This window comes from Paraburkholderia oxyphila NBRC 105797, from assembly GCF_000685075.1.
In the GTDB taxonomy this organism is placed as follows: Bacteria; Pseudomonadota; Gammaproteobacteria; order Burkholderiales; family Burkholderiaceae; genus Paraburkholderia; species Paraburkholderia oxyphila.
This window is the reverse complement of record NZ_BAYD01000012.1, coordinates 46,232-70,406: the sequence shown is the minus strand read 5'-3', so window position 1 is coordinate 70,406 and position 24,175 is coordinate 46,232. Positions and strand designations below refer to the sequence as shown.

The window sequence follows — 24,175 nt, the reverse complement described above, 5'->3', positions numbered from 1 at the left end:
GGCAATCGAAGGAGCAACGCAGATGAAAATCGCCATCATGGGCGCGGGCGCGGTGGGCTGCTTTTACGGCGCCATGCTCGCGCGCGCGGGACACGACGTCGTCCTGATCGGCCGCGCGCAGCACGTCGAGGCCATCGAGCGCGAGGGCCTGCGCCTCGAAGCGCTGACTTTCGACGAGCGCATCGGCCGCCCGCATCTCACCGCCAACACCGAAGCAGCCGCCGTGGCCGGCGCCGATCTCGTGCTGTTCTGCGTGAAGTCGACCGACACGGAAAGCGCGGGCGCCGCGATCGCGCCCCACCTGCGCGCCGATACGCTCGTGCTCACGCTGCAAAACGGCGTGGATAACGCCGAGCGCCTGCGCACCGTGATCCCGCACGACGTGGCGGCCGCCGTCGTGTATGTGGCGACGGAAATGGCGGGCCCCGGCCACGTACGCCATCACGGGCGCGGCGAACTGCTGATCGAGCCCGCGCGCGGCAGTCTGGCCGCTGCGCAGGCCCTGAACGACGCGGGCGTGCCCACCGAGATCTCCGCGAACGTGCGCGGCGCGCTCTGGGCCAAGCTCATCGTGAATTGCGCGTACAACGCGCTCTCGGCGATCTCGCAGTTGCCTTATGGGCGGCTAGTGGAAGGCGCCGGCGTATTCGACGCGATGCAGGACGTGGTCGCCGAATGCGTGGCCGTGGCGCGCACCGACGGCGTGACGCTGCCGCCCGACGTCGAAGCCGGCGTGCGCCGCATCGCCGAAACCATGCCGGGGCAGTACTCGTCCACGGCGCAGGACCTCACGCGCGGCAAGCGCAGCGAGATCGATCATCTGAATGGTTACGTCGTGCGGCGCGGCGCGGCGCTAGGCGTGGCCACGCCGGCCAACCGCCTGCTGCACGCGCTCGTGAAGCTCATCGAGGACAAGGCGCACGGCACGATCTGAAACGTGCACCTTAGTGCACTTTTAGGGGGGCTTTCGTCATGAAGCCGCCTGCGCCCCGCTGCACATGGGGGCGCAAGCGGTGCGTCATGCGCCGGACGCTTCGCGTTCGAAGACGAGCAGCGTCGAAGTCGCCGATGCGTAGAGCTTGCCGGCGGCGTCCGTGATCGTCGCCTCGGTGAAGGCCGCGCGCCGGCCGATGCTCAACACGCGGCCTTCGGCGCGCACGGGGCCGGTGCTCGCGGTCATGGGCCGGTGATAGGCCACCTTGAGCTCGAGCGTCGTGTAGGCCTGATTCGCGGCGAGACGCGAGTGCGCCGCGCAACCGCAGGCCGAATCGAGCAGCGTGGCCGCATAGCCGCCATGCACGGTGCCAATGGGGTTGTAGGCGTGCAGCCCCGGCACGCCTTCGAAGACCACGCGGCCCTCCTCCACTTCCGCGAGCTTGAAGCCCAGCGTATCGCCTATGGGCGCGGTGCGGCCGCTCGCGAGCATGCGCTGCAGTTGTTCGAGGCCGGTGAGGCCGGCGGGCAATTCAGCAACGAGGTTCATTTGAAACGTGTCTCCATCGGGTAGAGTGCGCGGCGCGCCTGGATGCACCCGAATGCAGCCGGCGCGCTGACTTCCCGACATGGTAACGGTTTACGAACGATCGTGCTTAAGTAACCACGCGAACCGAGGAGGCACTCTTTTGCAGCATGCGGCCCCGATACCGCCTCAATAAGTTTCGAGGTGCAGCCGCCCTTCGCGCTTGAGCCGCTCCCACAGCGCGTCCCAAGCCATGCCATGTGCTTGCGCGATCTCGCCGAGCGCCTGCAGCACGCCGTCTTCCATGCCCTTGAGCCCGCACACGTAAATATGCGTGTTGCCGTCCTTGAGCAGTTGCGCCACGTCCACGGCGCGCTCGCGCATTGCGTCCTGCACGTAGCGTTTGGGCTGCTCCGGCGTACGCGAGAACGCGAGATTGGTGTCGATGAAGTCCTTCGGCAGATTCATCAGCGGTCCGAAATAAGGCAATTCCTGCTGCGTGCGCGCGCCGAAGAACAGCATGAGCTTGCCCGTCGCGCCCTTGAGCCTGCGGCGGCGCCGGTATTCGGTCATCGCGCGCATGGGTGCGGAGCCCGTGCCCGTGCAGATCATCAGCAGATGCGAGTTCGGATGGTTCGGCATCAGGAAGGTGCTCCCGAACGGACCGATCACGCTCACCACGTCGCCCTTCTTCAGGTCGCACAGATAGTTCGAGCACACGCCATCCGCGGCGTTGCCGCTGTGGTCGTGCGTCACGCGCTTCACGGTGAGCGAGACGTTGTTGTAGCCCGGCCGCTCGCCGTCGCGCGGGCTCGCAACCGAGTACTGGCGCGCGTGATGCGCGCGGCCATCGGCGCTCGTGCCGGGCGGCAGGATGCCGATCGACTGCCCTTCGAGCACCGGAAACGGCATCGTGCCGAAGTCGAGCACGATGTGGTGAATGTCGCTTTCCGTGGCGTCGTCCGTGAGCCGGTAGTTGCCCACCACGGTGGCCGTGGTGGGCGCCTTGTGCGTGTACAGATGCACATAGGGCCGTGCCGCCGACCACGGCGGCACGGTTGCGCCGCGCACCATGTCCGAGCCCGAGCCCGGCGCCTCGTCGCTGTCGCTCTGCGTCGCGCCAGCCTGCGGTGGGTTGGAAGCGTTGGACCCAGCAGAGGCGTCGGGAGCGCTCACGGTCGGATTCTGCGTGGGGAGCTCGTCCCAGCCGAACTGTTCTTCGATGCTGTACGCCTCGGCCTTGAACACGTTGCGCCAGTTGTCGATCGCGCCGGTCGGGCACGGCGGCACGCAGGCCATGCAGGCGTTGCAGATATCGGCCTTCACCACGTAGTTGACGCCGTCGTGCGTGATCGCATCGACCGGACAGGTCTCTTCGCAGGTATTGCAGCGAATGCAGATCTCAGGATCGATCAGGTGCTGCCTGAGAATCTCCACGGGTACCGGACCGCTCATGATTGCCTCTGCCGTTCAATTGAAGCGCACGTACTCGAAATCGACGGGCTGGCGATTGATGCCCATCGCCGGCGGTGCGATCCAGTTCGCGAACTTGCCCGGCTCCACCACGCGGCCCATCAGCGACGCGACATAGGCGCGGTCCTCGGGCGTCGGCAGCCACTTCGCTTCGTTCGCGGCCCATTGCGCCTCGTCAATCACGCGGCCGTCCGGCGCGACGCGCACGCCCGCGAAGGTGCCGATGCGGCGATTGAACGCCTTGTGCGGCACACTCAGGCGAAAGTCGATGCCGGCTTTCTCCAGCACTTTGTTCCAGCGGTTCACGCCCGCCACCGAGTCCTTGATGTAGTCGTCGCGCAGCACTTCGTTCATGGCATTGAGCATCGGCACGTCGCGTTCGACGAGCTTGCCGTCCTGCACGTCGAGCAGGCGGTAGGTCTGGCCTTCGAGCTGATGGTCGTCGTCGCGCTTCGTTTCTTCGTAGCGCCCCTTCAGGCCCGAACTGTAGAACGTGGCCGCGTTCGACGAGTGGTCCGCGCCGAACAGGTCGATCGTCACCGAATAGTGGAAGTTCAGGTAGCGCTGGATCGTTTCGAGGTCGATCACCCCCGCGGCGCGCAGGCGGCCCACGTCGTCGGTCTTGAGCTCGTTAATCGCCTGCGCGGTACGCTGCACCACGCGAGAGACGCCCGACTCGCCCACGAACATGTGATGCGCCTCTTCGGTCAGCATGAACTTCGTGGTGCGCGCGAGCGGGTCGAAGCCCGATTCGGCGAGTGCCGAAAGCTGAAACTTGCCGTCGCGGTCGGTGAAGTAGGTGAACATGAAGAACGCCAGCCAATCGGGCGTTCTTTCGTTGAAGGCGCCCAGGATGCGCGGGTTGTCGTCGTCGCCCGAGCGCCGCTCGAGCAATGCTTCGGCTTCCTCACGACCGTCGCGGCCGAAGTGGCGATGCAGCAGATAGACCATCGCCCACAGGTGCCGCCCCTCTTCCACGTTCACCTGGAAGAGGTTGCGCAGGTCGTAGAGCGAAGGCGCCGTGAGGCCCAGATGGCGCTGCTGCTCGACCGAGGCGGGCTCGGTGTCGCCTTGCGTGACGATGATGCGGCGCAGGTTCGCGCGATGCTCGCCCGGCACGTCCTGCCAGGCGGCCTCGCCCTTGTGCGCGCCGAAGTGGATCTTGCGGTCCGCCTCGCCGGGCGCGAGGAAGATGCCCCAGCGGTAATCGGGCATTTTCACGTGATCGAAATGGGCCCAGCCGCCGGCGTCCACGCTCACCGCCGTGCGCAGATAGACATCGAAGCCCTGCGAGCCCTCGGGCCCCATGTCGCCCCACCACGCGAGAAAATTCGGCTGCCACTGCTCCAGAGCGCGCTGCAGCGTGCGGTCGCCGGCGAGATTGACGTTATTGGGGATCTTTTCGCTGTAGTTGATGGTGGACATCTCGGTTCCTTGCGGCTATGACGGAGCGGGCGGGACTGTGGCAGCGGCCAGGCTGCGATCACACGCGAGCGGGGTCGAACTGCGCCTTGCTGCCCTTGCCGTACACCTTGAGGGCGCCCTTTTCGCCTACCGCGTTGGGGCGATTGAAGATCCAGTTCTGCCACGCGGAGAGCCGGCCGAAAATGCGCGTCTCCATGGTCTCGGGCCCGTTGAAGCGCAGATTCGCCTCGAGGCCCGTGAGCGCGTCGGGCGACATGGCCGCGCGCTCTTCCAGCGCGATGCGGATTTCGTCGGCCCAGTCGATGTCGTCGGGCGCGGCGGTCACGAGGCCCAGCTGCTCCGCCTCGAGCGGCTTGAGCGGCTGGCCGATCCGTGCGCGCGCGGCGTCGAGCGGCTCCGCCTCTTCGTAGAAGCGCCGCGCGAGACGCGACTGATGCGTGACCATCGGATACAGCCCGAAATTGGCTTCGGATAACGTAATAGCGGGCTCTTCGTCCTGGTTCGAAGGCAGCGCCGCCATATAGCTGCGATCGGCGGCAAATGCGAGTTCCGCGAATGTGCCTGCGAAGCACGAGCCCGGCTCGATCAGCGCGAAAAGCGAGCGCGACGAGACATCGATGCGCGCGAGCGTGCGGCGCAGCATGCCGATGGTCTCGCGCACGAACCAGTGGTCGCGGTGTTCGATGAGTGCGGCGTCGGCGGCCAGCACGCCGCGTGCGTCGCCCTCCGTCTTGAAGATCCACGTGCCGATGTCGAGTTCGTTGGTGCGCATCGTGAGGATTGCATCGTCCAGCTCGCGGGCGAACTGCAGCGGCCACCATGCGGCGCCGGCCGCGATGATCGCGTCGATGCCTTCGGGCAGCGGCGCTTTCGCGGTATCGGGCGCCTTCGCCGTGAAGGTGGCCGTGCGCTTCGCGCGGTCGATCGACACCTCGACGCTCGCGTAGCTCAAGCCGTTCGCGTGCTCGATGCGCTCAATGCGCGTGAGCGCGATGCCCTGCGCGCCTTGCGCAGCGTCGGGCCGGTCGCTCAGCGCGGCGAGTTCGAGCGCGCGCGCCTGCACCGCCTGGCTGAAGCGGTTGGGCTTGACCACGTCGTCCACGAGGCGCCACGCCTTCGCGCGCTCGCCGCGGATGCCCTCCGCCACGGTGCAGAAGATATCGGCGCGGTCGTGACGGACGCGGCGCTTGTCGGTGAGGCGCGTGAGGCCGCCGGTGCCGGGCAGCACGCCGAGCAGCGGCACTTCGGGCAGTGCCACCGTGGACGAGCGGTCGTCCACCAGCAGGATTTCGTCGCAGGCGAGTGCCAGTTCATAGCCGCCGCCAGCGCAGGCCCCGTTCACGGCGGCAATGAATTTCAGCCCCGAGTGCCGCGACGCATCCTCGATGCCGTTGCGCGTTTCGTTGGTGAATTTGCAGAAGTTCACCTTCCACGCGTGGGTGGAGAGGCCCAGCATGAAGATATTGGCGCCGGAGCAGAACACCCGGTCCTTCAGGCTCGTGAGCACCACCGTGCGCACCTCGGGATGCTCGAAGCGGATGCGCTGGAGGGCATCGTGCAGTTCGATGTCGACGCCGAGGTCGTATGAATTCAGCTTCAGCTTGTAGCCTTCGCGAATACCACCGTCTTCGGCGATGTCGATGCCGAGCGTGGCGACGGCGCCGTCGAAGCTGAGCTTCCAGTGCCGATACTGCGAGGGGTCGGTGCGGTAGTCGACACGTGGAACGGTCGGTGCAACGACCGGCTGGTCGACGGCGCTATCTGCTGCGGCCATGGGGCGTCTCCTTGTGCACTTCGTTTCAATGAACGATAGTGCAACACCAACCCCATGTAAAGCACTTTAGTGCATATTCAAGGCTGCGACGGGTAAACCATGAAATACAATGCATCTCCCGTCAAACCACCCGGCACACCTCAGTCGATGCGCGCCGGCTCCGCGCCAAGGCGCGCCGCGAGGCGGTCGCGCAATTGCAGATAGGCGTCGGCGAGCGTCTTCTCGCTGGTGTCGAAACGCATGTCCGCGCGGCCGTATAGCTCGCTGCGGCCCGCCAGAATGCGCTTGAGGTCGTCCATGGCTTCGCGGTTGCCCGACATGGGTCGCAGGTCGCCCTGCGCGACCACCCGGCGCATGTGCTCCTCGGGCGCCGCCTGGAGCCAGACCGTGAAGCAGTGCGCAAGCAATGTATTGAAGGTGGCCGGCTCGGACACGAGCCCGCCCGGCGAAGCAATCACCGCGCGCGGGTGCTCGGCGATCACGGCCTCCAGCGCGCGCTGCTCATAGCGGCGGTACGCGCTCGCGCCGTAAAGCGAATGAATTTCCGAGGGCGGGCAGCCGGCCAGTTGCTCGATCACGCGCGTGAGCTCGACGAACGGCACCTTGAGCTCCTGCGCGAGCATGCGACCGAGCGTGGACTTGCCCGCGCCACGCAGGCCGATGAGCGCGATGCGCTCGTTGCGGTGCGGATCGGCGGGCGCCTGCGAGAACATTTCCGCAAGCGCGATGCGCGCGCGCTGCAGCGCGGCCGGGTCGCGCCCCTGCAGTAACTCGCGGATCAACAACCATTCGGCCGAAGACGTGGTGACGTCGCCGATCACCTCCGCCAGCGGGCAGTTCAGCGTGGCCGCGATCTGCCGCAGCACCAGGACGGAAGCGTTGCCCACGCCCGACTCCAGATTCGCCAGATGGCGCTCGGACAGCCCGGTTTCCGCCGCCAGCGTCTTGCGCGTCATGCCGCGGCGCGCGCGCAGCATGCGGACGCGCTCGCCCATCGCGGTCAGGAACGGGTCGCGTTCGCTGCGCTCGCCGCGCGCCGCGTCCGTGGCTTCGTGGGCGTCCGTCGACTCATCCGGCTGCGGCTCGGCAATGTAAGTTTGCTTCATCTTAAGAGACCTCCCAAGCCAGCTTTATGTACTATAGTGCTTGACATGCATTTTTCTAACCGCTAATTTTCGCCAAAAGACGGGCCGCAGACAAACACAGGAGACACGCATGTCCCCGCAAGACTTCGAACACCTGATTGCAGGTGTCACGAACCCGATTGCCGGCCGTCCACTCGATGATGCACTCGATGCCTGGCTCAACGCTACCTGGCCGAACGGCAGTCCGACCTTCGCGGCGCTCGAAAGCGCCTGCCGCCAGGGCGTCGCGGAGGGCTGGATGTGTCAGCGCGAGGCCGGCGGGCTGCGCTACGGACGCGTCATCAAGCCGCTGCCGGCCACGCACGGCTTTTCCGTCGACGTCGTGCAGATGAAAGATCTTGCCGGTCCGCATCATACGCACCCTCACGGCGAAATCGATCTCCTCATGCCGATCACGCCCGGCGCGACGTTCGACGGCCGGCCCGCGGGCTGGTGCGTCTACGGTCCAGGCAGCGCACATCGCCCAACGGTCGCCAACGGCGAGGCGCTCGTGCTCTATTTGCTCCCGCAAGGCGCGATCGAGTTCACACCGGCGCCGGCCTGAGCGGCTACGCCGGCCCACACAGGCGAATCGGGCTTCGGGTCGCCGTCGACGCACCGTTTCCTGCTAGCCGGCGGCATGCAGAATGACGTGATGCAGAAAGTATTGCCAGGCAATCCGAATTGACCGGCGCAGCAGCTACATAACGACCGAAGACCGACGGCGCAGCACGCACACAAGGCCATTGCCCGCAAGACAACGCGATCGCGGCAGATCGAGACCGATCGAAGCACACAAAGCGGAGACAGCATCGTGGATACCCAAGCAGCGTCGCTGGCCGTGGCCCCTGCGGCACCCCAGATATCGAGCGCGCCGGCCCCCGTGCCGCCGCCCGCGCAGTTGAATTTCGCGGTGCACCTGTTCGCCCTGAACGCGGCGCGCAGCGCCAAACCCGCCTATATCGACGACACCCGCACGCTCACCTACGGCGAACTCGAAACGCGCGCGCCAGTTCTCCGCGGCGTTGCGCGCGCTGGGCGTGCACACGGAAGAACGCATCCTGCTCGTGATGCTCGACACCATCGAGCTGCCCGTGGTCTTTCTCGGCGCGTTGCATGCGGGCGTCGTGCCCGTCGTCGTCAACACCCTGCTCACGGCCGCCGACTATGCCTACATGCTCGCGCACAGCCGCGCGCGGCTCGTGATTGTGTCGGGCGCGCTGCTGCCCGTCGTGAGCACCGCGCTGGCACAAGCCCATTCCGAGGGCAATGGTGAAGACTGCGCGCTGGTGGTCTCGCAGCCGCTCGACGGCGCGCCTGGCGGCCCGCGCGGCGCGCTCGTGCTCCATGAGCTGATCGAACGCGCCCAGCCCGCCGCACAAGCGGCGCGCACGAGCGGCGACGACATCGCGCTGTGGCTCTATTCGTCCGGTTCGACGGGCAAGCCCAAAGGGACTGTGCATACGCACGCCAACCTCTACTGGACCGTGGAGACTTATGCCAAGTCCGTTCTCGGCATCCGCGAAAGCGATGTGGTGTTCTCCGCGGCCAAGCTGTTCTTCGCATACGGGCTCGGCAATGCCCTCTCGTTTCCGCTCTCGGTAGGCGCGACCACGGTGCTGATGGCCGAGCGCCCCACCGCCAGCGCCGTTTTCGCGCGCCTCGTCAAGCACCGCCCGACGATCTTCTACGGCGTGCCCACGCTGTACGCGAGCATGATGGCCTCGCCCAGCCTGCCCACGCGCGCGGAACTCGCGCTGCGCATTTGCGCGTCGGCGGGCGAGGCGTTGCCGCGTGAGACCGGCGAGCGTTTCAGCCGACATTTCGGCAGCGATATCCTCGACGGCATCGGCTCCACGGAAATGCTGCACATCTTTCTCTCGAACCGCCCGGGCGAAGTCGAATACGGCACCACGGGGCGTCCCGTGCCCGGCTACGAGATCGAGTTGCGCGACGAGTCGGGCCGGCCCGTGCCCGACGGAGAAATGGGCGACCTCTATATTCGCGGCCCGAGCGCCGCCCTGATGTACTGGAGCAATCGCGAAAAATCACGCGCGACCTTTCTGGGCGAGTGGGTCAAGAGCGGCGACAAGTACCGGCGCCTGCCCAGCGGCTGCTACGTCTATGCGGGCCGCAGCGACGACATGCTCAAGGTGAGCGGCCAGTATGTCTCGCCCATCGAGGTGGAGATGGTGCTCGTGCAGCACGATGCCGTGCTCGAGGCGGCCGTGATCGGCGTGGATCAGGACGGGCTCGTGAAGACCTGCGCATTCGTCGTACTCAAGCAGGAGGCGCAAGCGCTCGCCACGCAGGACGGGCATGCCGCGCTCGTCGACACGTTGAAGGCCTTCGTCAAGGCGCGGCTCGCGCCGCACAAGTATCCGCGCGAGATTGTTTTCGTCGACGATCTGCCCAAGACCGCAACGGGCAAGATCCAGCGCTTTCGTCTGCGCGAACAGTATCGGCCCCGCGCGTGAGGGGATCGTGAAGCCGTCGTGAACCCGGCGGGCGGCCATTCTCCGTATCGCGACGCCCAGGCGGCGCTCGACGCAGCCATGCCGCCATGCGTTCTTGCGGTTCTCGCAGTTCGTGCGCCCCACGCCCCAACGGTCACGGTCTGAGCCTCACGCCAGGAGCCGTTCGCACGCCTGCCGATTCATCCGCACATTCCCCCTTCACGCCGTCACACGCCCTCCGCCACCTTCTCCATGCATACGCGGCATCGTTCGTCGATGCCGCTTGACCACGGTGCGCGCAGATGTGACGCCCGAGCCCCTTGCAGCCCGCATCGGTGCCCCACAATGATGTTATTGTCTGCAATGGCCGCAGCAGTCCGACCCCACCTGCCCTGAGACCGCTACGCGTGGAACCCGAGCAAGCGCTTTGCATCGGTGCTTTGCATGGAACCGGAGTCAGCGCCAAAGCGCTAACGCCGGTCGACAAGAGACGCACGCGCAGCCAGGGCCGGCAGCGAATCCGGCATCGAACCATGAGCGATTCCACCCTGATGAACGTATCGAGTATCACGATGCGCGCGCGCCGCGGCTGGGCGGCGCTCAAGCCGCGCATGGTGCGCGCGTTCGCGCCCGCCATGCGCAACCTCCAGTACGTGAAGCGCCGCATGCGCCCGCTCGCCGTGGTCGCGAGCGTCGGCTTCCCGCTTTACTACTACGTCTGGAAGGACCTCTTTCCGCAGCCCTATGAAAATCTCACGCTACGACTGATCGGCGCCGCGCTGTTCGTGCCGATTCTCGCCTTCGAGCGCTGGCCCGCCGCGGCCAGGAAACTGCTGCCCTGGTACTGGTATACCGCCACGCTCTACGCGCTGCCGTTCTTCTTCACCTTCATGCTGCTCAAGAACAACGGCAACGAGGTCTGGGTCGAGAGCGCGCTGATCGCCGCCTTCGTCATGGTGCTGCTGCTCGACTGGCTCATGCTCGTGCTGCAGTTCGTCGTGGGCATCGGGCTCGCGCTCGTCGCCTATGTGCTCACCACCGACCCGATCGTCCTCAACTCCGTTTATCTCACCCACCTGGCGATTTTTTCGTTCGCCGTGGCCATCGGCGCGGTGGCGAACTACGACCAGGATCGCATCCAGATCGAACAGGAGCGCGCGATGCTGGCCACGGCGGGCAGCGTCGCGCACGAGCTGCGCACGCCGCTCGTCGCCATCCGCGTGGGGGCGGCGGGCCTCATGCGCTATCTGCCCGCGCTGCTCGACACCTATGCGCTCGCCCAGCGCAACCGTCTGCCGGTGCCGAAAATACGCGTGGCGCATCTGCATTCGATGCAGGGCGTGGTGAGCCGCATCGAGCAGGAAGCGCTGCATTCGAACGCGATCATCGACATGCTGCTCGCCACCGCGCGCTTTTCCGGCACGAACATGCAAAACGCAACGACGTGCTCGATTGCGCATTGCGTCGAAACCGCGCTCGCGCGCTATCCGTTTCGCGAAGGCGAGCGCGCACGCGTGCATTGCAATCTGCGGCCCGATTTCGAGTTCGCCGGTTCTGAAATGCTGACCGTGCACGTGCTGTTCAATCTGCTTAAAAATGCGTTTCGGCATATGGGCAGCATCGACGGCGCGCATATTTCGATCCGGCTCGAAGCGGACGATCGCGGCAATCGCGCCAACCGGTTGATTTTCAGCGACACCGGCTCCGGTATTTCGTCTGAAGTCTTGCCGCACATCTTTACCCGCTTTTATACTTCTTCCACCACCACCGATGACGTGCAGCTCGGAGCAGGAATTGGGCTGGCATTTTGCCGCGATGTCATGCAAGCGATGGGGGGAGCCATTGCCTGCTCTTCGGTGAAAGGCAAGTACACCGAGTTTGTTCTGACATTCCCAGCGCCATGACGAAAGCCACTCCGAAAGCCATTCAGCCGTTCTCCTGGCCGACCACCGCCGCCTTCGTCGACGACAGCGCGGCGTTTCTCTCGAATCTGAGCCTGCAACTCGACCCGGAGCTGGCGTTCCGGCTGTTCAGCTCGCCCGCGGAGGCCCTGAAGTTTCTAAACGGGCGCGCGGCGCAAGACCAGCCGGCCTCGCCCGTTTTCAGTCCCTATCTCGACCGCACCGAAGAAAACGATGCGCATCAGGTCATTGCCATGCGCGTGGACGCGATCCGCTCGCTCGTGCACCGGCCGGAGCGCTTCGAGTCCGTGTCGGTCGTGGTGGTCGACTACGACATGCCCGAGCTGAACGGCATCGAATTCTGCCGCCGTCTCGCCAATCCGGCGCTCAAGAAAATCGTGCTCACCGGCAAGGCCGACGAGCACGTGGCCGTCAAGAGCTTCAACGAAGGCCTGATCGACCGCTTCATCCGCAAGCACGAAGTCGACGCCGTAGAAACCCTGAATCAGGCGATCCGCGACATGCAGGCCGCCTATTTCAACAAGGCCTGCGGCACGGTGCTCGACGCGCTCGCCGTGTCCGAATACGCGTTTCTCAAGGATGGCGCGCTCGCTGCGCACGTGCAGGGCATTTTCGAGTCGCTCGGCATCGTCGAGCACTATCTCTCGTATCAGCCGCACGGCCTGCTCATGTTCGATGCCCAGGGCACGCCCTGGCTGCTCATCATCCACACCGAGGAATCGCTGCGCGGCGTGCACGAGATCGCCATCGAGCAAAGCGCGCCCGCCTCGTTTCTCGCCGAGCTCGACAGCCAGCGCAGCGTGCCCTACTTCTGGCGCACCGAAGGCTACTATCCGGCGCACTGCGAACAATGGCAGCCGTATATGCATCCCGCATCGGTGTTCGAAGGCGAGCGCCGCTATGTCTATGCCGTCGTGAAGCATCCCGCGGGTCTCGCGCTCGAAAACGTGCTGCCCTATGACGCCTGGCTGCAGCAGCTCGACCGCGAAATCCAGGCGGCGTGGGACTCGCGCTGAGCCGCTCACGCCGCCTGTCTGTCATGCCCGCGTCACGCTCGCTCCAGCTCCGCGCCTGCCGGCCTCACGCGGCTACCGGCAGTTCCGCCAGCGCACGCGGCTGACGCACGCGCGCACGGCCGGCGCCGCGCTCCATGAGGCGGCGCGTCGAAGGCCAGTTCCACATTTGCACTTCGTCGCGTATCGCTTCGCACACGTCCACGATGCGCTCGAGCTCCGCCTCGGACAGCGCAGCACTGATCGACAGGCGCACGAGCGAGCGGTTCTGCGCCGTGGCCGGCGCGCAGAACACCGAGCCGAAGATGCCGCGCGCCTCGAGCGCATCGCGCAGCACGATGGTCTGCGGTTCCGGTCCGGCCTCGAGCGCGATGATCTGCGTTTCGCTGCCGTTGAGGTTGTAGCCGAGCTCAGCCAGGCGCATGCGCAGATAGCGCGCGTTCGCGGCCACACGCGTGCGGCGCCAGTCGTCGCGCTCGATCACGTCGAGCGTGGCCGCGAGACCCGCGCTCTCGTGCGGCAGCAGCGTTGAGCTGAAAATGGCCGGCAACGCCTCGCACTTGAAGTATTCCTGGAAGCGCCGCGAGCAGCTGATGATGCCCGCGCGGCCCGCGAACGCCTTCGCGAGACTCGCCGTGCGAAAGTGCACACGATCGGTCAAGCCCAGTTGCGCAACCATCCCCGCGCCATGCGGACCGTGCGTGCCGAGCGAATGCGACTCGTCCACCACGAATACGCACTCGTGCTCGGCGCACACGTCCGCGAAAGCCTGCAGCGGGCACACGCTGCCATTCGTGCTGTACACCGAATCGACGATCACGATGCCCGGCCCGTAGCGCTGGATGCGCTGCTCGAGATGCTCGACATCGTTGTGGAAGAAACTGATGGCCTTCGCCCCCGCGCTGCGAATGCCTTCCCAGAGCGACATATGCGCCATCATGTCGACGTACACGGGCGTTTGCGCATTCGCGATCGACTGGATCAGCCCCGTGTTGGCCGCGAACCCCGACTGGCAGAGCACGCTCGCCTCGGCGCCCATGAAGCGCGCGAAACGGTCTTCGAGATTCAGCTGCGGGCAATCGTCGCCGTGCAGGAACACGCCCGACATCAGCAGGCCGTTGCCCTCGGAGCGGATGCTCGTGCACATGGCATCGAGAATCTCGGGATGGCGGGCAATCGACAGGTAATCGTTGCTCGAAAGGTGCAAAGCGTCGGCATCCGGAACGCGCCCCTTCATGATGTGCCCCCCCGACCAGCTCTGCTGCACGCGTTCCGTGTAATAGCGGTCGACGCGTGCGGCGAGAAAGGCCGGCAGCGCCGCGTCGTTGTTATGTGCATTCCGCCAATTGTTATTGCCAACTTTCATCTCAGGCTCCTTGTGGTTGATGGCCACCCACCCAAGGTGATGCGCGACTTCCCCCCGGAAATCCTGTTGGACGGCTGGCCGGTAGTTGGCCCGCGCCGGAGCGCCATGCGCGAATCGCATGGCGAGGGAATTCCGGCTGCGGGCCTATAAATGCGGTGACGAGTGCGGTGAAAAATGCGGGGACGAATGCGAGCGGAGCGGCGCCTCGCGAGCGTGCGCGGGGCGCGAGGAACAACACGCGCGGCGCGCACCGGCTGCGCCTGCGTGCACACGCACGCGTCGCGCTACAGTGCGAGCGGCCCGAACCTGCGCCGGGCGGCCGGCGTCTTGCGGTGCGTCTGCCCCGGCGCGGACTGGCGTCGACGCGGCTGGCATGCACTTCTACGCGCACGAGGGGCAGCGGATTTGAAGGCAAATAAAGGCGCGTGACGCCGCAAGCGGGCGTCTCGACTTCCGCACGATATCCGCCTGGAATGATCGCCACTGGTTATCAAGGAAAAGACGCCTGCCCCGAAAAATGCGGTGCCTGTTTCCGGCGGCGCGAACACGGCGAGGCGCGGCCGGATGGAATGAACGTTGCTGAACGTCATCCCTGGCTGGGATTGATTATCCTTTAAAAACAGCGAGGTGGCTTATCTGAATTGCATTAGCATGCGCTATGCATACCGAAATGACTGCATAGATTTAACGCCCATCAACAAGCCGTTTTCGGGGCATTCAATTCGCATAACCTCACGAGAAGAAACAGGATGACGAAATAAATCCATTGCGCAAAGAGGGAAAACACCAAGGCGCAACGGATTACCGTCTTGTTTTAAGGGCCGGTTTGGGGGAGTCGCGTGGAGTAATGCCGATGGAAAAATCGCCTGGCATTATTTGAACTTTTTATGACGCCGCCGCTGCGTCAGCGCGCAATGATGCCTTGTCTTTATTGCGCCGCTGCGCTCACCACCCGGTCGCGGCCGCGCGTCTTCGCCTCATAGAGCGCGGCGTCCGCGCGCGCCATCAGGCTCGCCAATGTATCGCCGTCCTGATAGACGTCCACGCCGGCACTGAACGTCAGGCCCGCGTGCGCCGCCTGGGCATCGTCCCCGGCGTCCTCCCCGTCGTCCTGCGCCGTGCCCGACGGCGCGCCCTCGTGCGCCGTGATGCAGTCTCCGCGCCGCACCGCGAGCGCGGCCACGCGCAGCGCGTCGACGCGCATCACCGCGTCCTCGCGCGCCATCGCCGGAAAAAGCAGCGCGAACTCCTCGCCGCCCAGCCTGCCGAACAGGTCCGACTCGCGCACGCCCGCGGCAATCACGCGGCCGAACTGGGCAAGCGCGCGGTCGCCTGCCGCGTGGCCGTAGCGGTCGTTGATGCTCTTGAAGTGATCGATATCGACGATGGCGAGCGCATGCGGCGTGCCCGCGGCACGCGCGGCATCGAGCGCCGCCCCGGCCTGCGTGAGGAACGCGCGGCGCGTGAGCGCGCCGGTTAGCTCATCGCGGCTCGCGAGGTGTTCGAGTCGCTCGGCCATGCGGTCGTGCGCGAGCAGCACCATGCCGATCGAGAGCGCCGGCAGCACCAGGATCCCCAGCGCCAGATACGCGACATTAAAGGGCGTGAAGTCGAGCATTGTGCTCTGGTGTATCAGCCCCGTGCCGTAAATGAAGCCCCTCAGGCCGTGCGCGAACGCGCCCAGCCAGGCGGCGCAGGTGACGAAACGATAGCTGTAGACCGGCCGCCCCTTCGGCCGATGCCGCAGCGCCAGCCAACCGATGGCGCAATAAACCGAGCCATGAAACACGGAAACGAGCGCGATGCGCGCGGCCAGATCCGGCGTTATCCAGTACCACCAGGCAATCCCCGCGCCCACCACCGCACAGCCCGCCCGGGCGAGCGGCGCACGCGGGCTCAGCCCGAAGAACTCGCTGCAACCCTCGAGCACCCGCGTAATGGCACATGCCAGCAGCGTGTTCGAAACGAAGATCGTGAGGAGCGGCACGCCCATGCGCTGCATGCCCGCGAGCACGAGCGCGACGCTCGCCATCACGTATGCGCCCATCCAGCGGCTCACCCCGGGAATGCCCGCGGGCCGCAATGAGCCGAGGATGGCGAGACTCATGATGCTCGAGAGCACCGTGACGAGGAGGATATTGACCGGATCTAACATGGGCGGCGCATGACGCAGGGTCGTTCGGATGGCGGCCGGCTAACGCGCTGTGCACGTGCGGGCTGGGCCTTGCGTAAGTTAACGGCAGAAAATGAACCGACTTGAGCCGGCCCGGGAAACACGGCAGCGCCACGGGAACGCCATCTGCTATGTCATTGATGCGTCATTTCAGTGACTCGCACGCGCCACGCCGCCGATCGAGAGCATAGCCGGTCCGAATGTGCCGGGCATGGAAAATGCGCCTCTGCCGGTGAGCTCCGGCGCCTGCAAGCGCCGGAATCCGCCTGCCCGGACGGGGTTGGGACATGGCGAAGAACACGCTCGCACGGCGTAGCAGCCGTGCAAGAACGGCGGGCGCGCGCCACACAGGTAAACGACGTATGGCTACCGTATTACTCGTCGACGACGACATCAACGCGCTGAACGCGCTGAAAGAGCTGGTCGGTCAGGAAGGTTATCGGGTCAGGACCGCAGAGGACGGGACGGACGCGCTAAGGGCCGCGCTCGCCGACCCGCCCGATGTCGTGATCTCCGATTGCATGATGCCGCACATGGACGGCCTCGCCCTGATGCGCGAAATGCGCCGCAACAGCGTGCTCGCGGGGGTACCGCTCGTGCTCGTCTCCGCGCTCGTCACACCGCCCGCCGATGCGAATCTGGTCGGCTTCCTGCGCAAGCCCTTTGCCGTCGCGCAGTTGCTCGACATTCTGCACCGCGTGGCGACGCCTTGAGCGTGCGGCACGCCGTAACGAATCTGACGCGAAGCTGCGGTAAAGTCGAGGTCATTTGCCGTCACGAGACCATGCTCGTCCCCCAACTCGCGCCGCTCGTCGCCGCGTTCTATGAAACCGTCCGGCAAGGCAGCATCGTTGCGGCCGCACGGCATCTCTCGGTCAGCCAGCCCACCATCACGGCACGCATCCAGCAGCTCGAAAAGCACTACGGCGTGGAGTTGTTTCATCGCCGCGGCAACCGCGTCGAGCTCACGCAGACGGGCGCGGCGCTCATGCCGCTGATCGACCGGCTGATGCTGAGCGAACGCGAAATCGACGCCGCCCTGCGCCACGAACGCGAGTGCTACACCGGCAGCTTCCGGCTGGGGACCACCGGCCCCTATTACATTCTCCCCGCCGTTGCGGCGTTCCGGCGCCGCTATCCGAACGTGCAGATCGGCATCGAGGTGGGCAATTCGAAAGAGGTGCTCGACGCGCTCGTGGAGTATCGCGTGGACGTGGCCGTTTCGTCGAACCGCGTGGACGACCCCGCGCTCGCGCGCCACCGCATCGCGGGCGACCTGCTCGTGCTGGTGGTCGATCCCGCGCACACGCTCGCGCACCGGCGCGCCGCCGACCTCGGCGTGCTGGCCGGCGAAACGCTCTTGCTGCGCGAGCCCGGCTCGCGCACGCGCGAGGCCACCGAGACCGCACTCAGGCGGCGCGGCGTCGAGCCCGCCGCCGTCATCGAAATCGGCAGCCGCGAGGCGATCTGCGAGGCGATCCGCCAGGGCCTCGGCTGCTCGCTGATGCCCGCCGGCGAAGTGCCGCGCGGCGCCTCGCTCGTGAGCGTGCCCATCGAGCCCGATGGCCCCGTGATGCACGAGTATCTCTACCATCTGAAGAGCCGCGCGAATGGACATCTCATCAGGGCGTTCATGGGCACGCTCGAAGCGCTGCGCGCCGCACACGGCGACGCCAGTGAAGCGGCCCAATTTCATTCGTAAAACGAAATAATTAAGGCCAGCCCGGCACGCGGACAAACCTCGCGCGCCTCATGCCTCGCGCGCGCACCGAAGCGCGCCAACCGGCCCTCGATCACGCCGCGCGAGCCAGGCCGTCTCGCGCGCAGCAAGCGCCATTGCGCCCAACGTGTCATGCTCGCGGGTACGAACCCGGAACAACCCGCACGACCTTTGGCACCATGACCTCGAAGGACCGCCGCCAGTTTCTGCACAGCGCCGGCGCGCTCGCCGCGCTCAGTCTCTTTCCGCCGTCCATCCGGCGCGCGCTCGCGATACCCGCGCACCACGCCACCGGCACGATCCGGGACGTCCAGCATGTCGTGATCCTCATGCAGGAAAACCGCTCGTTCGACCACTATCTCGGCACGCTGCCCGGCGTGCGCGGCTTCGGCGACCGCATCACGATCCCGCAGCCGCAAGGCGCGAGCGTCTGGCAGCAGAGCGACGGCACGCGCAGCGTCCTGCCCTTTCACCTCGACAAGACCAAGGGCAATGCGCTGCTCGCGGGCGGCGCGCACGAATGGGTCGACGCACACGCCGCGTGGGACAACGGCCGCATGACGCAATGGCCGAAATCGAAAGGCGATATTTCGATGGGCTATCTGCGCGAAGCCGACCTGCCGTTTCATTTCGCGCTGGCGAATGCCTTCACGGTTTGCGACGCCTGCTATTGCTCGCTGCTGGGCGGCACCAATTCGAACCGCCTGTTCCTGTGGACCGGCACGAACGGTCCGGGCGGCGGCGGGCTCACCCCGCACGCGGTGGTGAACAACAACGGCTGGGACTGGCTCGGGCCCTCGGACAATGGGCTCCAGTGGACCACCTATGTCGAGCGCCTGCAGAAAGCGGGCGTGAGCTGGAAGGTCTACGAAAACCAGCCCGATAACTACAACGACAACCCGCTCGCGGGCTTCGCCACGTTCCGCAAGATCCACGAGGCGCTGCCCGGCTCGCCCAATTTGCCCTGGACGGCCGAGCTGGAGGCGCGCGAGCCGCTCTACAAGGGCATTGGCAACACGATGCCCGATGGCGGCTTCCTGCAGGCGCTCAGGGACGACATTGCCGCCAGCCGGCTGCCGCAGGTGAGCTGGATCATCGCGCCGCAAGCCTCGTGCGAGCATCCCTCCGCCTCGACGCCGGGCCAGGGCGCGTGGTACATGCAACAGCTGCTCGATGCGCTCACGGCGAACCCGGAGGTCTGGAGCCAGACCGTGCTCTTCGTGAACTACGACGAGAACGACTGCTTCTTCGATCACGTGCCGCCGCCCGCCGCGCCTTCGCCCATCGGCGACGGCAACTGGGCAGGCAAATCCACGGTCAGCACGAAGCACGAGTACTTCACCGTGCCGAACCCGCCCGGCGACACGACCCCGCTCGTGCCGGACGGGCAACCTTACGGCCCCGGCCCGCGCGTGCCGATGTTCGTGGTCTCGCCCTGGAGCACGGGCGGCTTCGTCAACTCCGAGGTGTTCGATCACACCTCCGTGCTGCGCTTTCTGGAATTGCGCTTCGGCGTCAAGGAGCCCAATATCAGCGCATGGCGGCGCGCCGTGTTCGGCGATCTGACCTCCACCCTGAACTTCAGCACCCCGAACGAAAGTCCGGTCAGGTCCTTCCCGGCCCCGAGCAAAGCCGCAGCCGATGCCCAGCATGCCCAGCAGCATGCGCTGAAGGCCGTCTTGCCGCCTCCGGCTGCCGAGCAGTCGATGCCGGTCCAGGCGCGCTTCGTGCGACCCTCGCGCGCCTTGCCGTACCGCCTGCATACGGAGGCGAGCGTGGTGGCGAAGCGCCATGCGGTGCACCTCGTCTTCAGAAACGAAGGCAGCGCCGGCGCGGTCTTTCACGTCTACGACACCTTGCATCTCGATCGCGCGCCGCGCCGCTATACCGTCGAGGCGGGCAAGCAGCTCGACGACGCGTGGACGCCCGAAGCGGTGGACGCCGGCGCGTACGATCTCTGGGTGCTTGGGCCCAACGGCTATCACCGCGGCTTCTCGGGCAACCTGAGCGCGGCGCCGCGCGGCCCCAATCCCGAAACGCGCCTGCGCTACGACGAGGCCCGCAACGCCCTCACGCTTACGGTCGCCAACGCGGGCCCCGTGCCGGCCGTTTGCACGGTGCAAGCGAACGCCTATCGCACGGACGGGCCGTGGAAGCTCACCGTCCCCGCGCACGGCCGCGCGGAACAGAGCTGGCCGCTCGACGCGTCGGGCGGCTGGTACGACTTCACGCTGCGTGCCGCGAATGAGGCAAACAGCGGAGACGGCGTCAAACGCCGCTTCGCCGGCCGACTGGAGACCGGCAAGGACAGCATCAGCGATCCGGAAATGGGGGTCGCGCACTGAGCGGCGCGCGTCTGCACCGCGTGGCGCGCGTGCCGCGAGACGCTTACGAGCAAGGGAAGAATGCCCGCAGTACACTGCCGGTTCCCTCACGCCGCCCGCTCGCACGGCGGCGCATCTCACCCAGGCTTCGCACGCAACCGGAGAAAACGATGAAGATCGATTTGTCAGGAAAACTCGCGCTCGTCACCGGCTCGGCGGCGGGCATCGGGCTCGCCACCGCCAAGGGACTCGCGGGCACGGGCGCCACGGTGATCGTCAACGGCCGTCACGAAGGCAGCGTGCGCGACGCCGAAGCCGCCGTGCGCCAGGCCGTGCCCGGCGCACAGGTGCAGGGTTTCGTCGGCGACCTCGCGAACGCCACGGGCTGCGACGCGCTCGTGAAGGCCCATCCGCAGGTCGACATCCTCGTGAACAATCTCGGCATCTTCGCGCAGGAAGACTTCTTCGCGATCCCCGACAGCGAATGGCTGCGCTTTTTCGAAACCAACGTGATGTCCGGCGTACGGCTCTCGCGCGCCTATGCGGGCGCGATGGTCAAGGCGGGCTGGGGGCGCATCGTGTTCATCTCCTCGGAGTCGGGGCTGAACATTCCCGCCGACATGATCCAATACGGCATGACCAAGACGGCACAGCTCTCGGTGGCGCGCGGCCTCGCCAAGCGGCTCGCCGGCACCGGCGTGACGGTGAACTCGGTGCTGCCGGGCCCGACGCTCTCGGAAGGCGTGGAAGCGATGCTCAAGGACGAAGTCGCCAGGACGGGCAAGCCCGTGGAGGAAGTGGCGGCGGCGTTCGTGCAGCAGCACCGGGCCTCGTCCATCATCCGCCGTGCGGCGAGCGTGGAGGAAGTGGCGAACATGGTGGTCTACGCGTGCTCGCAGCAGGCCTCCGCGACCACCGGCGCGGCATTGCGCGTGGACGGCGGCGTGGTCGATACGATCGCCTGATATTATTACGGCATCCTGAGCGATTTCGCAGCGCCCCCCGCATGCGGATGCACGATTGATCGCGATGCCTCTGTTTGGCCCGCAGCGTGCCAGCCTCAGCGCGCGCGGGCCAGAATGCGGCTCTCCTCGTCGACTTCGAGGGAGACCGTCTCGCCTTTGCGTGCTGCAACGTCGAGCCGCGCGATGACGACCGGCCCCGCATCGGTCCGAACGCTCGCGAGGTGCACGGCGCCCGGCTCGCTCGCGCCCACGCGGTGGCTCACCACGGTTGCCGCGAGCACCGTGCCGTGCGCCACCGCCTGCTGCGTCCATTGCGCGCCGCCGCACACGGGGCACAAATAGCGCGCCGGAAAGAGCGTGGTGCCGCAATCCGCGCAGCGCAACACTTCGAGTTTCGTGATCTGTCTCATTGCACATGCCCCGCTGCTTCCAGCACCACGGCGTTCGCGCACATGCCGTAGCGGTATTCCACCATGCCGTAGCCGCTCACCAGTGCGAGCCGCGCGCGCTCGATCTGACGCTCGCCCGCTGCGCCGCGCAATTGCGTGAGCGCTTCCACGAGGCCGTGCATGCCGCCCGCCGCACCCGCCTGCCCGGCCGAGAGCTGGCCGCCCGAGGTGTTCACCGGCAGCGCGCGCGAGGCGATGCGCGCGATCAGCGCGCGCAGATCGCCATCGGGCGCGAAGCCGAGGTCGGCCAGTTGCACGAGCGCCATGACCGGATAGTCGTCGTAGACCGAGACGAGATCCATCTCGGCCGGCGCCGTTTGCGCCTCGCGCCAGAGCGCCGGCGCCAGCGCCGCGAGCGAGGTCTGCAGGCCATCGCCCATCTGGTGATCGGCGTTGTAACGGCATTGCAGCGCCCGCACGCGCGCGTGACGGCCCGGCTCGACGAGGTCCGCGCGCGCCACCACGAGCGCGTTCGCGCCGCACACCACGGGCACGCAGTCGTAGCGGCCGAGCGGCGCGGCCACCGTGGGCGCGTCGAGATAGTCTTCGAGCGTGAGCGGCGTGCGATAAACGGCCTGCGGATTGAGCGCGGCCCACGCGCGCTGCGCCACGCACAGCGCGCCATAATCGGCGCGCGTGAGCCCGAAGCGCTCGGCATGCTGCTGCGTGAGCATCGCGAACAACGCGTTCGGGCCGCCGCTTTCGAGCGGTCGCAGCCAGGTCCGCGTGGTGAGGTTGTAGTGGTCGACGAGCCGCCTGAAGTCGGCCGGCTCGAAAGCGTCGCCCGACACCAGCGCGATGACGTTCGCGTCCCCGCACTGGATCGCGCGGATCGCGTGTTGCAGCAGATTGATCGCACTCGCGCCGCCGTGGCAGTCGTCCATGCACCAGCGCGGCGAGAGGCCCAGCCGCCACGAGAGATCGATGGCGTGATCGGGGCCCAGCGTGAACGAGGCCACGCCCAGCCCGTCGATCTCGCTCGCGGCGAAGCCCGCTTGCGCGAGCGCCGCCGAAAACGCCTGCGCAAGCAGGTCGCCCGTCGAGAGGCCGCCCGCCTGGCGGCGGTAAGGCACCTCCACGCCCGCGCACAGCAAGACGCCGTCGTATCCGCGTGATGACATTATTTCGCTTTCCTTATCGTGTGGCGGCGCGCACCGTTTCCCGCGTGCATACCAGCGCAATCACCGTAATGGCGCCCATCGTCATCAGCATCACCGCGACGGGCCATGCCGCGTGATACTTCGCGAGCAACGCGGTGGCGACGAGCGGAGAAAGCCCGCCCGCGAACACCGAGGCAATCTCGTGACCGAGCGCCATGCCCGAATAGCGCACCTCGGTGCTGAACAGCTCGCCCATCAGGCTCGGCTGCGTGCCGATCATGGCGCCGTGGCACACCGCGTTGCCGAGCAGCAGCGCGAGCCAGATGAGCGCGGGCGCCCTGGTGTCGAGCAGCCAGAAGAACGGAAACGCCACCACGATGAGCCCCACCGCGCCGATCAGGTACACGGGCTTGCGGCCGATGCGGTCCGAGAGGCGGCCCCAGAGCAGCATGGTCACGAGCTCCACCGTCATCGAGACCATCACGCCCGCGAGCATGACCGCGCCCGGCACGCCGATAAACTTGCCGTAGACGAGCGAGAACGCGAGGAAGATGTACGAACCGCCGTTCTCGGCCACGCGCAGCCCCATGGCGACGAGGATCGCGCGCGGGTGCTTGCGGATCGCATCGAGCACCGGCATGTGCGAGGTCTTGCCCGCGGCCTCGGACTTCGCGAATTCGGTGCTCTCGGGCAGCGTCGAGCGGATATAGACACCCACCCCGAAAATGATGATGGAGAGCAGGAAGGGCACGCGCCAGCCCCAGCTCATGAAGCTCTCGTGCGGCAGCATCTGCACGGCGAAGAACACCGCGGCCGAGAGCACGAAGCCGCCGCCCACGCCAATCTGGCTCCACGACGCGTAAAAGCCGCGCTTTTCGGGCGGCGCCGACTCGCTGATCATCAGCACGCCGCCGCCCCACTCGCCGCCCGACGCAATGCCCTGCACCACACGCAGCAGCACGAGCAGCGCGGGCGCCCACAGACCCACCTGGCCGTAGGTGGGCAAGAGACCGATCAGGAAGGTCGCGGCGCCCATCAGCGAGAGGGTCCAGACCAGCGCACCCTTGCGCCCGTAGCGGTCGCCGATATGCCCGAACAGCACGCCGCCGAACGGGCGGGCCGCGAAGCCGACGGCAAAGCCCGCGAACGCGGCGAGCGTGCCGATGAGCGGATCAGTGCCGCGCGGAAAGAACAGCTCGCCGAACACGAGTGCCGCCGCCGTGCTGTAGAGAAAGAAGTCGTACCATTCGAGCGCATTGCCGGCGACCGACGCCATCACGATGCGGCGCAAGGCGCGCGGATCGAGTGCCTGCGCACTCGTGCGGGGTTCCGCGTGGGGCGCGTCGGGCGCCCCGGCGGAACAGGTTTGGGTGCTTGCCATGCTGCCTCCTCGTGCCTCTGGTGGGCTCTCGTGACTTGCGGGTGCCGCCGT

The 24,175-nt window shown here is 66.6% G+C and carries 19 protein-coding genes and 1 pseudogene; 10 read left to right on the top strand and 10 right to left on the bottom strand.

Annotated elements, in window-relative coordinates; genetic code table 11:
- The first annotated feature begins 22 nt into the window (after positions 1 to 22).
- The gene (locus BO1_RS10880) at positions 23 to 934 is read left to right on the top strand and encodes a ketopantoate reductase family protein (RefSeq protein WP_028217590.1); all 912 of its coding nucleotides are present in this window, start codon (positions 23 to 25) and stop codon (positions 932 to 934) included.
- Between the two features lie 84 nt (positions 935 to 1,018).
- Here the strand turns inward: BO1_RS10880 and BO1_RS10875 are convergent, their stop codons facing one another.
- The 5 genes from BO1_RS10875 to BO1_RS10855 all read right to left on the bottom strand — a co-directional run bounded on the left by BO1_RS10875 (position 1,019) and on the right by BO1_RS10855 (position 7,237).
- A complete protein-coding gene (locus BO1_RS10875) occupies positions 1,019 to 1,483 on the bottom strand; it encodes a PaaI family thioesterase (RefSeq protein WP_028217589.1) in 465 nt (154 codons plus the stop codon).
- A 165-nt stretch (positions 1,484 to 1,648) separates the two neighbouring features.
- The gene (gene boxA / locus BO1_RS10870) at positions 1,649 to 2,914 is read right to left on the bottom strand and encodes a benzoyl-CoA 2,3-epoxidase subunit BoxA (protein ID WP_028217588.1); all 1,266 of its coding nucleotides are present in this window, start codon (positions 2,912 to 2,914) and stop codon (positions 1,649 to 1,651) included.
- A 15-nt stretch (positions 2,915 to 2,929) separates the two neighbouring features.
- The gene (gene boxB, locus BO1_RS10865; RefSeq protein WP_028217587.1) at positions 2,930 to 4,357 is read right to left on the bottom strand and encodes a benzoyl-CoA 2,3-epoxidase subunit BoxB; all 1,428 of its coding nucleotides are present in this window, start codon (positions 4,355 to 4,357) and stop codon (positions 2,930 to 2,932) included.
- Positions 4,358 to 4,415: 58 nt separating this feature from the next.
- Positions 4,416 to 6,131: a 2,3-epoxybenzoyl-CoA dihydrolase gene (boxC, locus tag BO1_RS10860; protein ID WP_028217586.1), complete on the bottom strand. Its 1,716-nt coding sequence runs from the start codon at positions 6,129 to 6,131 to the stop codon at positions 4,416 to 4,418.
- Between the two features lie 140 nt (positions 6,132 to 6,271).
- Positions 6,272 to 7,237 (bottom strand): helix-turn-helix transcriptional regulator, encoded by a 966-nt coding sequence (locus tag BO1_RS10855; RefSeq protein ID WP_028217585.1) that lies wholly within the window; start codon positions 7,235 to 7,237, stop codon positions 6,272 to 6,274.
- 109 nt (positions 7,238 to 7,346) lie between these two features.
- Between BO1_RS10855 and BO1_RS10850 the strand changes: the two genes are divergently transcribed.
- From BO1_RS10850 to BO1_RS10835, 4 genes and pseudogenes are all read left to right on the top strand, one after another.
- A complete protein-coding gene (locus tag BO1_RS10850; RefSeq protein ID WP_028217584.1) occupies positions 7,347 to 7,820 on the top strand; it encodes a DUF4863 family protein in 474 nt (157 codons plus the stop codon).
- Between the two features lie 270 nt (positions 7,821 to 8,090).
- Positions 8,091 to 9,732: pseudogene (locus BO1_RS50520) on the top strand (benzoate-CoA ligase family protein).
- 512 nt (positions 9,733 to 10,244) lie between these two features.
- Positions 10,245 to 11,615, top strand: coding sequence for a sensor histidine kinase (locus tag BO1_RS10840; protein WP_245643761.1), 1,371 nt, complete (start codon positions 10,245 to 10,247; stop codon positions 11,613 to 11,615).
- Positions 11,612 to 12,649, top strand: a complete 1,038-nt coding sequence (locus BO1_RS10835; RefSeq protein WP_028217582.1) for a response regulator — start codon at positions 11,612 to 11,614, stop codon at positions 12,647 to 12,649. Before BO1_RS10840 ends, BO1_RS10835 begins: the two co-directional genes overlap by 4 nt.
- A 64-nt stretch (positions 12,650 to 12,713) precedes the next feature.
- Here the strand turns inward: BO1_RS10835 and cqsA are convergent, their stop codons facing one another.
- Positions 12,714 to 14,012 carry an alpha-hydroxyketone-type quorum-sensing autoinducer synthase gene (gene cqsA, locus BO1_RS50515; protein WP_043284458.1) on the bottom strand — a complete coding sequence of 433 codons (1,299 nt, stop codon included), beginning with the start codon at positions 14,010 to 14,012 and terminating at the stop codon, positions 12,714 to 12,716.
- Between the two features lie 473 nt (positions 14,013 to 14,485).
- Here cqsA and BO1_RS58955 point away from each other — a divergent pair, with 473 nt between their 5' ends.
- Positions 14,486 to 14,629 (top strand): hypothetical protein, encoded by a 144-nt coding sequence (locus tag BO1_RS58955; protein WP_156992203.1) that lies wholly within the window; start codon positions 14,486 to 14,488, stop codon positions 14,627 to 14,629.
- A 311-nt stretch (positions 14,630 to 14,940) separates the two neighbouring features.
- Here BO1_RS58955 and BO1_RS10825 read toward each other — a convergent pair whose 3' ends face one another.
- Complete coding sequence (locus BO1_RS10825) at positions 14,941 to 16,167, bottom strand: GGDEF domain-containing protein (RefSeq protein WP_028217581.1); 1,227 nt, start codon at positions 16,165 to 16,167, stop codon at positions 14,941 to 14,943.
- A 380-nt stretch (positions 16,168 to 16,547) separates the two neighbouring features.
- On the opposite strand from BO1_RS10825, the gene BO1_RS10820 reads away from it, so the two are divergent.
- The 4 genes from BO1_RS10820 (at position 16,548) to BO1_RS10805 (ending at position 21,194) form a co-directional block, all read left to right on the top strand.
- Entirely contained in the window at positions 16,548 to 16,898 is a 351-nt protein-coding gene (locus tag BO1_RS10820; RefSeq protein WP_028217580.1) for a response regulator, read from the top strand.
- Between the two features lie 71 nt (positions 16,899 to 16,969).
- Positions 16,970 to 17,887 (top strand): LysR substrate-binding domain-containing protein, encoded by a 918-nt coding sequence (locus tag BO1_RS10815; protein WP_028217579.1) that lies wholly within the window; start codon positions 16,970 to 16,972, stop codon positions 17,885 to 17,887.
- A 197-nt stretch (positions 17,888 to 18,084) separates the two neighbouring features.
- Positions 18,085 to 20,250 carry a phosphocholine-specific phospholipase C gene (locus tag BO1_RS10810; RefSeq protein ID WP_028217578.1) on the top strand — a complete coding sequence of 722 codons (2,166 nt, stop codon included), beginning with the start codon at positions 18,085 to 18,087 and terminating at the stop codon, positions 20,248 to 20,250.
- Positions 20,251 to 20,399: 149 nt separating this feature from the next.
- On the top strand, positions 20,400 to 21,194 hold the full coding sequence (locus tag BO1_RS10805) for an SDR family NAD(P)-dependent oxidoreductase (protein WP_028217577.1): 795 nt from the start codon (positions 20,400 to 20,402) through the stop codon (positions 21,192 to 21,194).
- Between the two features lie 95 nt (positions 21,195 to 21,289).
- On the opposite strand, the gene BO1_RS10800 is transcribed toward BO1_RS10805, so the two are convergent.
- The 3 genes from BO1_RS10800 to BO1_RS10790 are packed head-to-tail and all read right to left on the bottom strand — an operon-like array spanning position 21,290 to position 24,124.
- The gene (locus tag BO1_RS10800) at positions 21,290 to 21,604 is read right to left on the bottom strand and encodes a Zn-ribbon domain-containing OB-fold protein (protein WP_028217576.1); all 315 of its coding nucleotides are present in this window, start codon (positions 21,602 to 21,604) and stop codon (positions 21,290 to 21,292) included.
- The gene (locus BO1_RS10795; RefSeq protein ID WP_028217575.1) at positions 21,601 to 22,764 is read right to left on the bottom strand and encodes a thiolase family protein; all 1,164 of its coding nucleotides are present in this window, start codon (positions 22,762 to 22,764) and stop codon (positions 21,601 to 21,603) included. Before BO1_RS10795 ends, BO1_RS10800 begins: the two co-directional genes overlap by 4 nt.
- A 13-nt stretch (positions 22,765 to 22,777) precedes the next feature.
- Positions 22,778 to 24,124 carry an MFS transporter gene (locus BO1_RS10790; protein ID WP_028217574.1) on the bottom strand — a complete coding sequence of 449 codons (1,347 nt, stop codon included), beginning with the start codon at positions 24,122 to 24,124 and terminating at the stop codon, positions 22,778 to 22,780.
- Positions 24,125 to 24,175 lie beyond the last annotated feature (51 nt).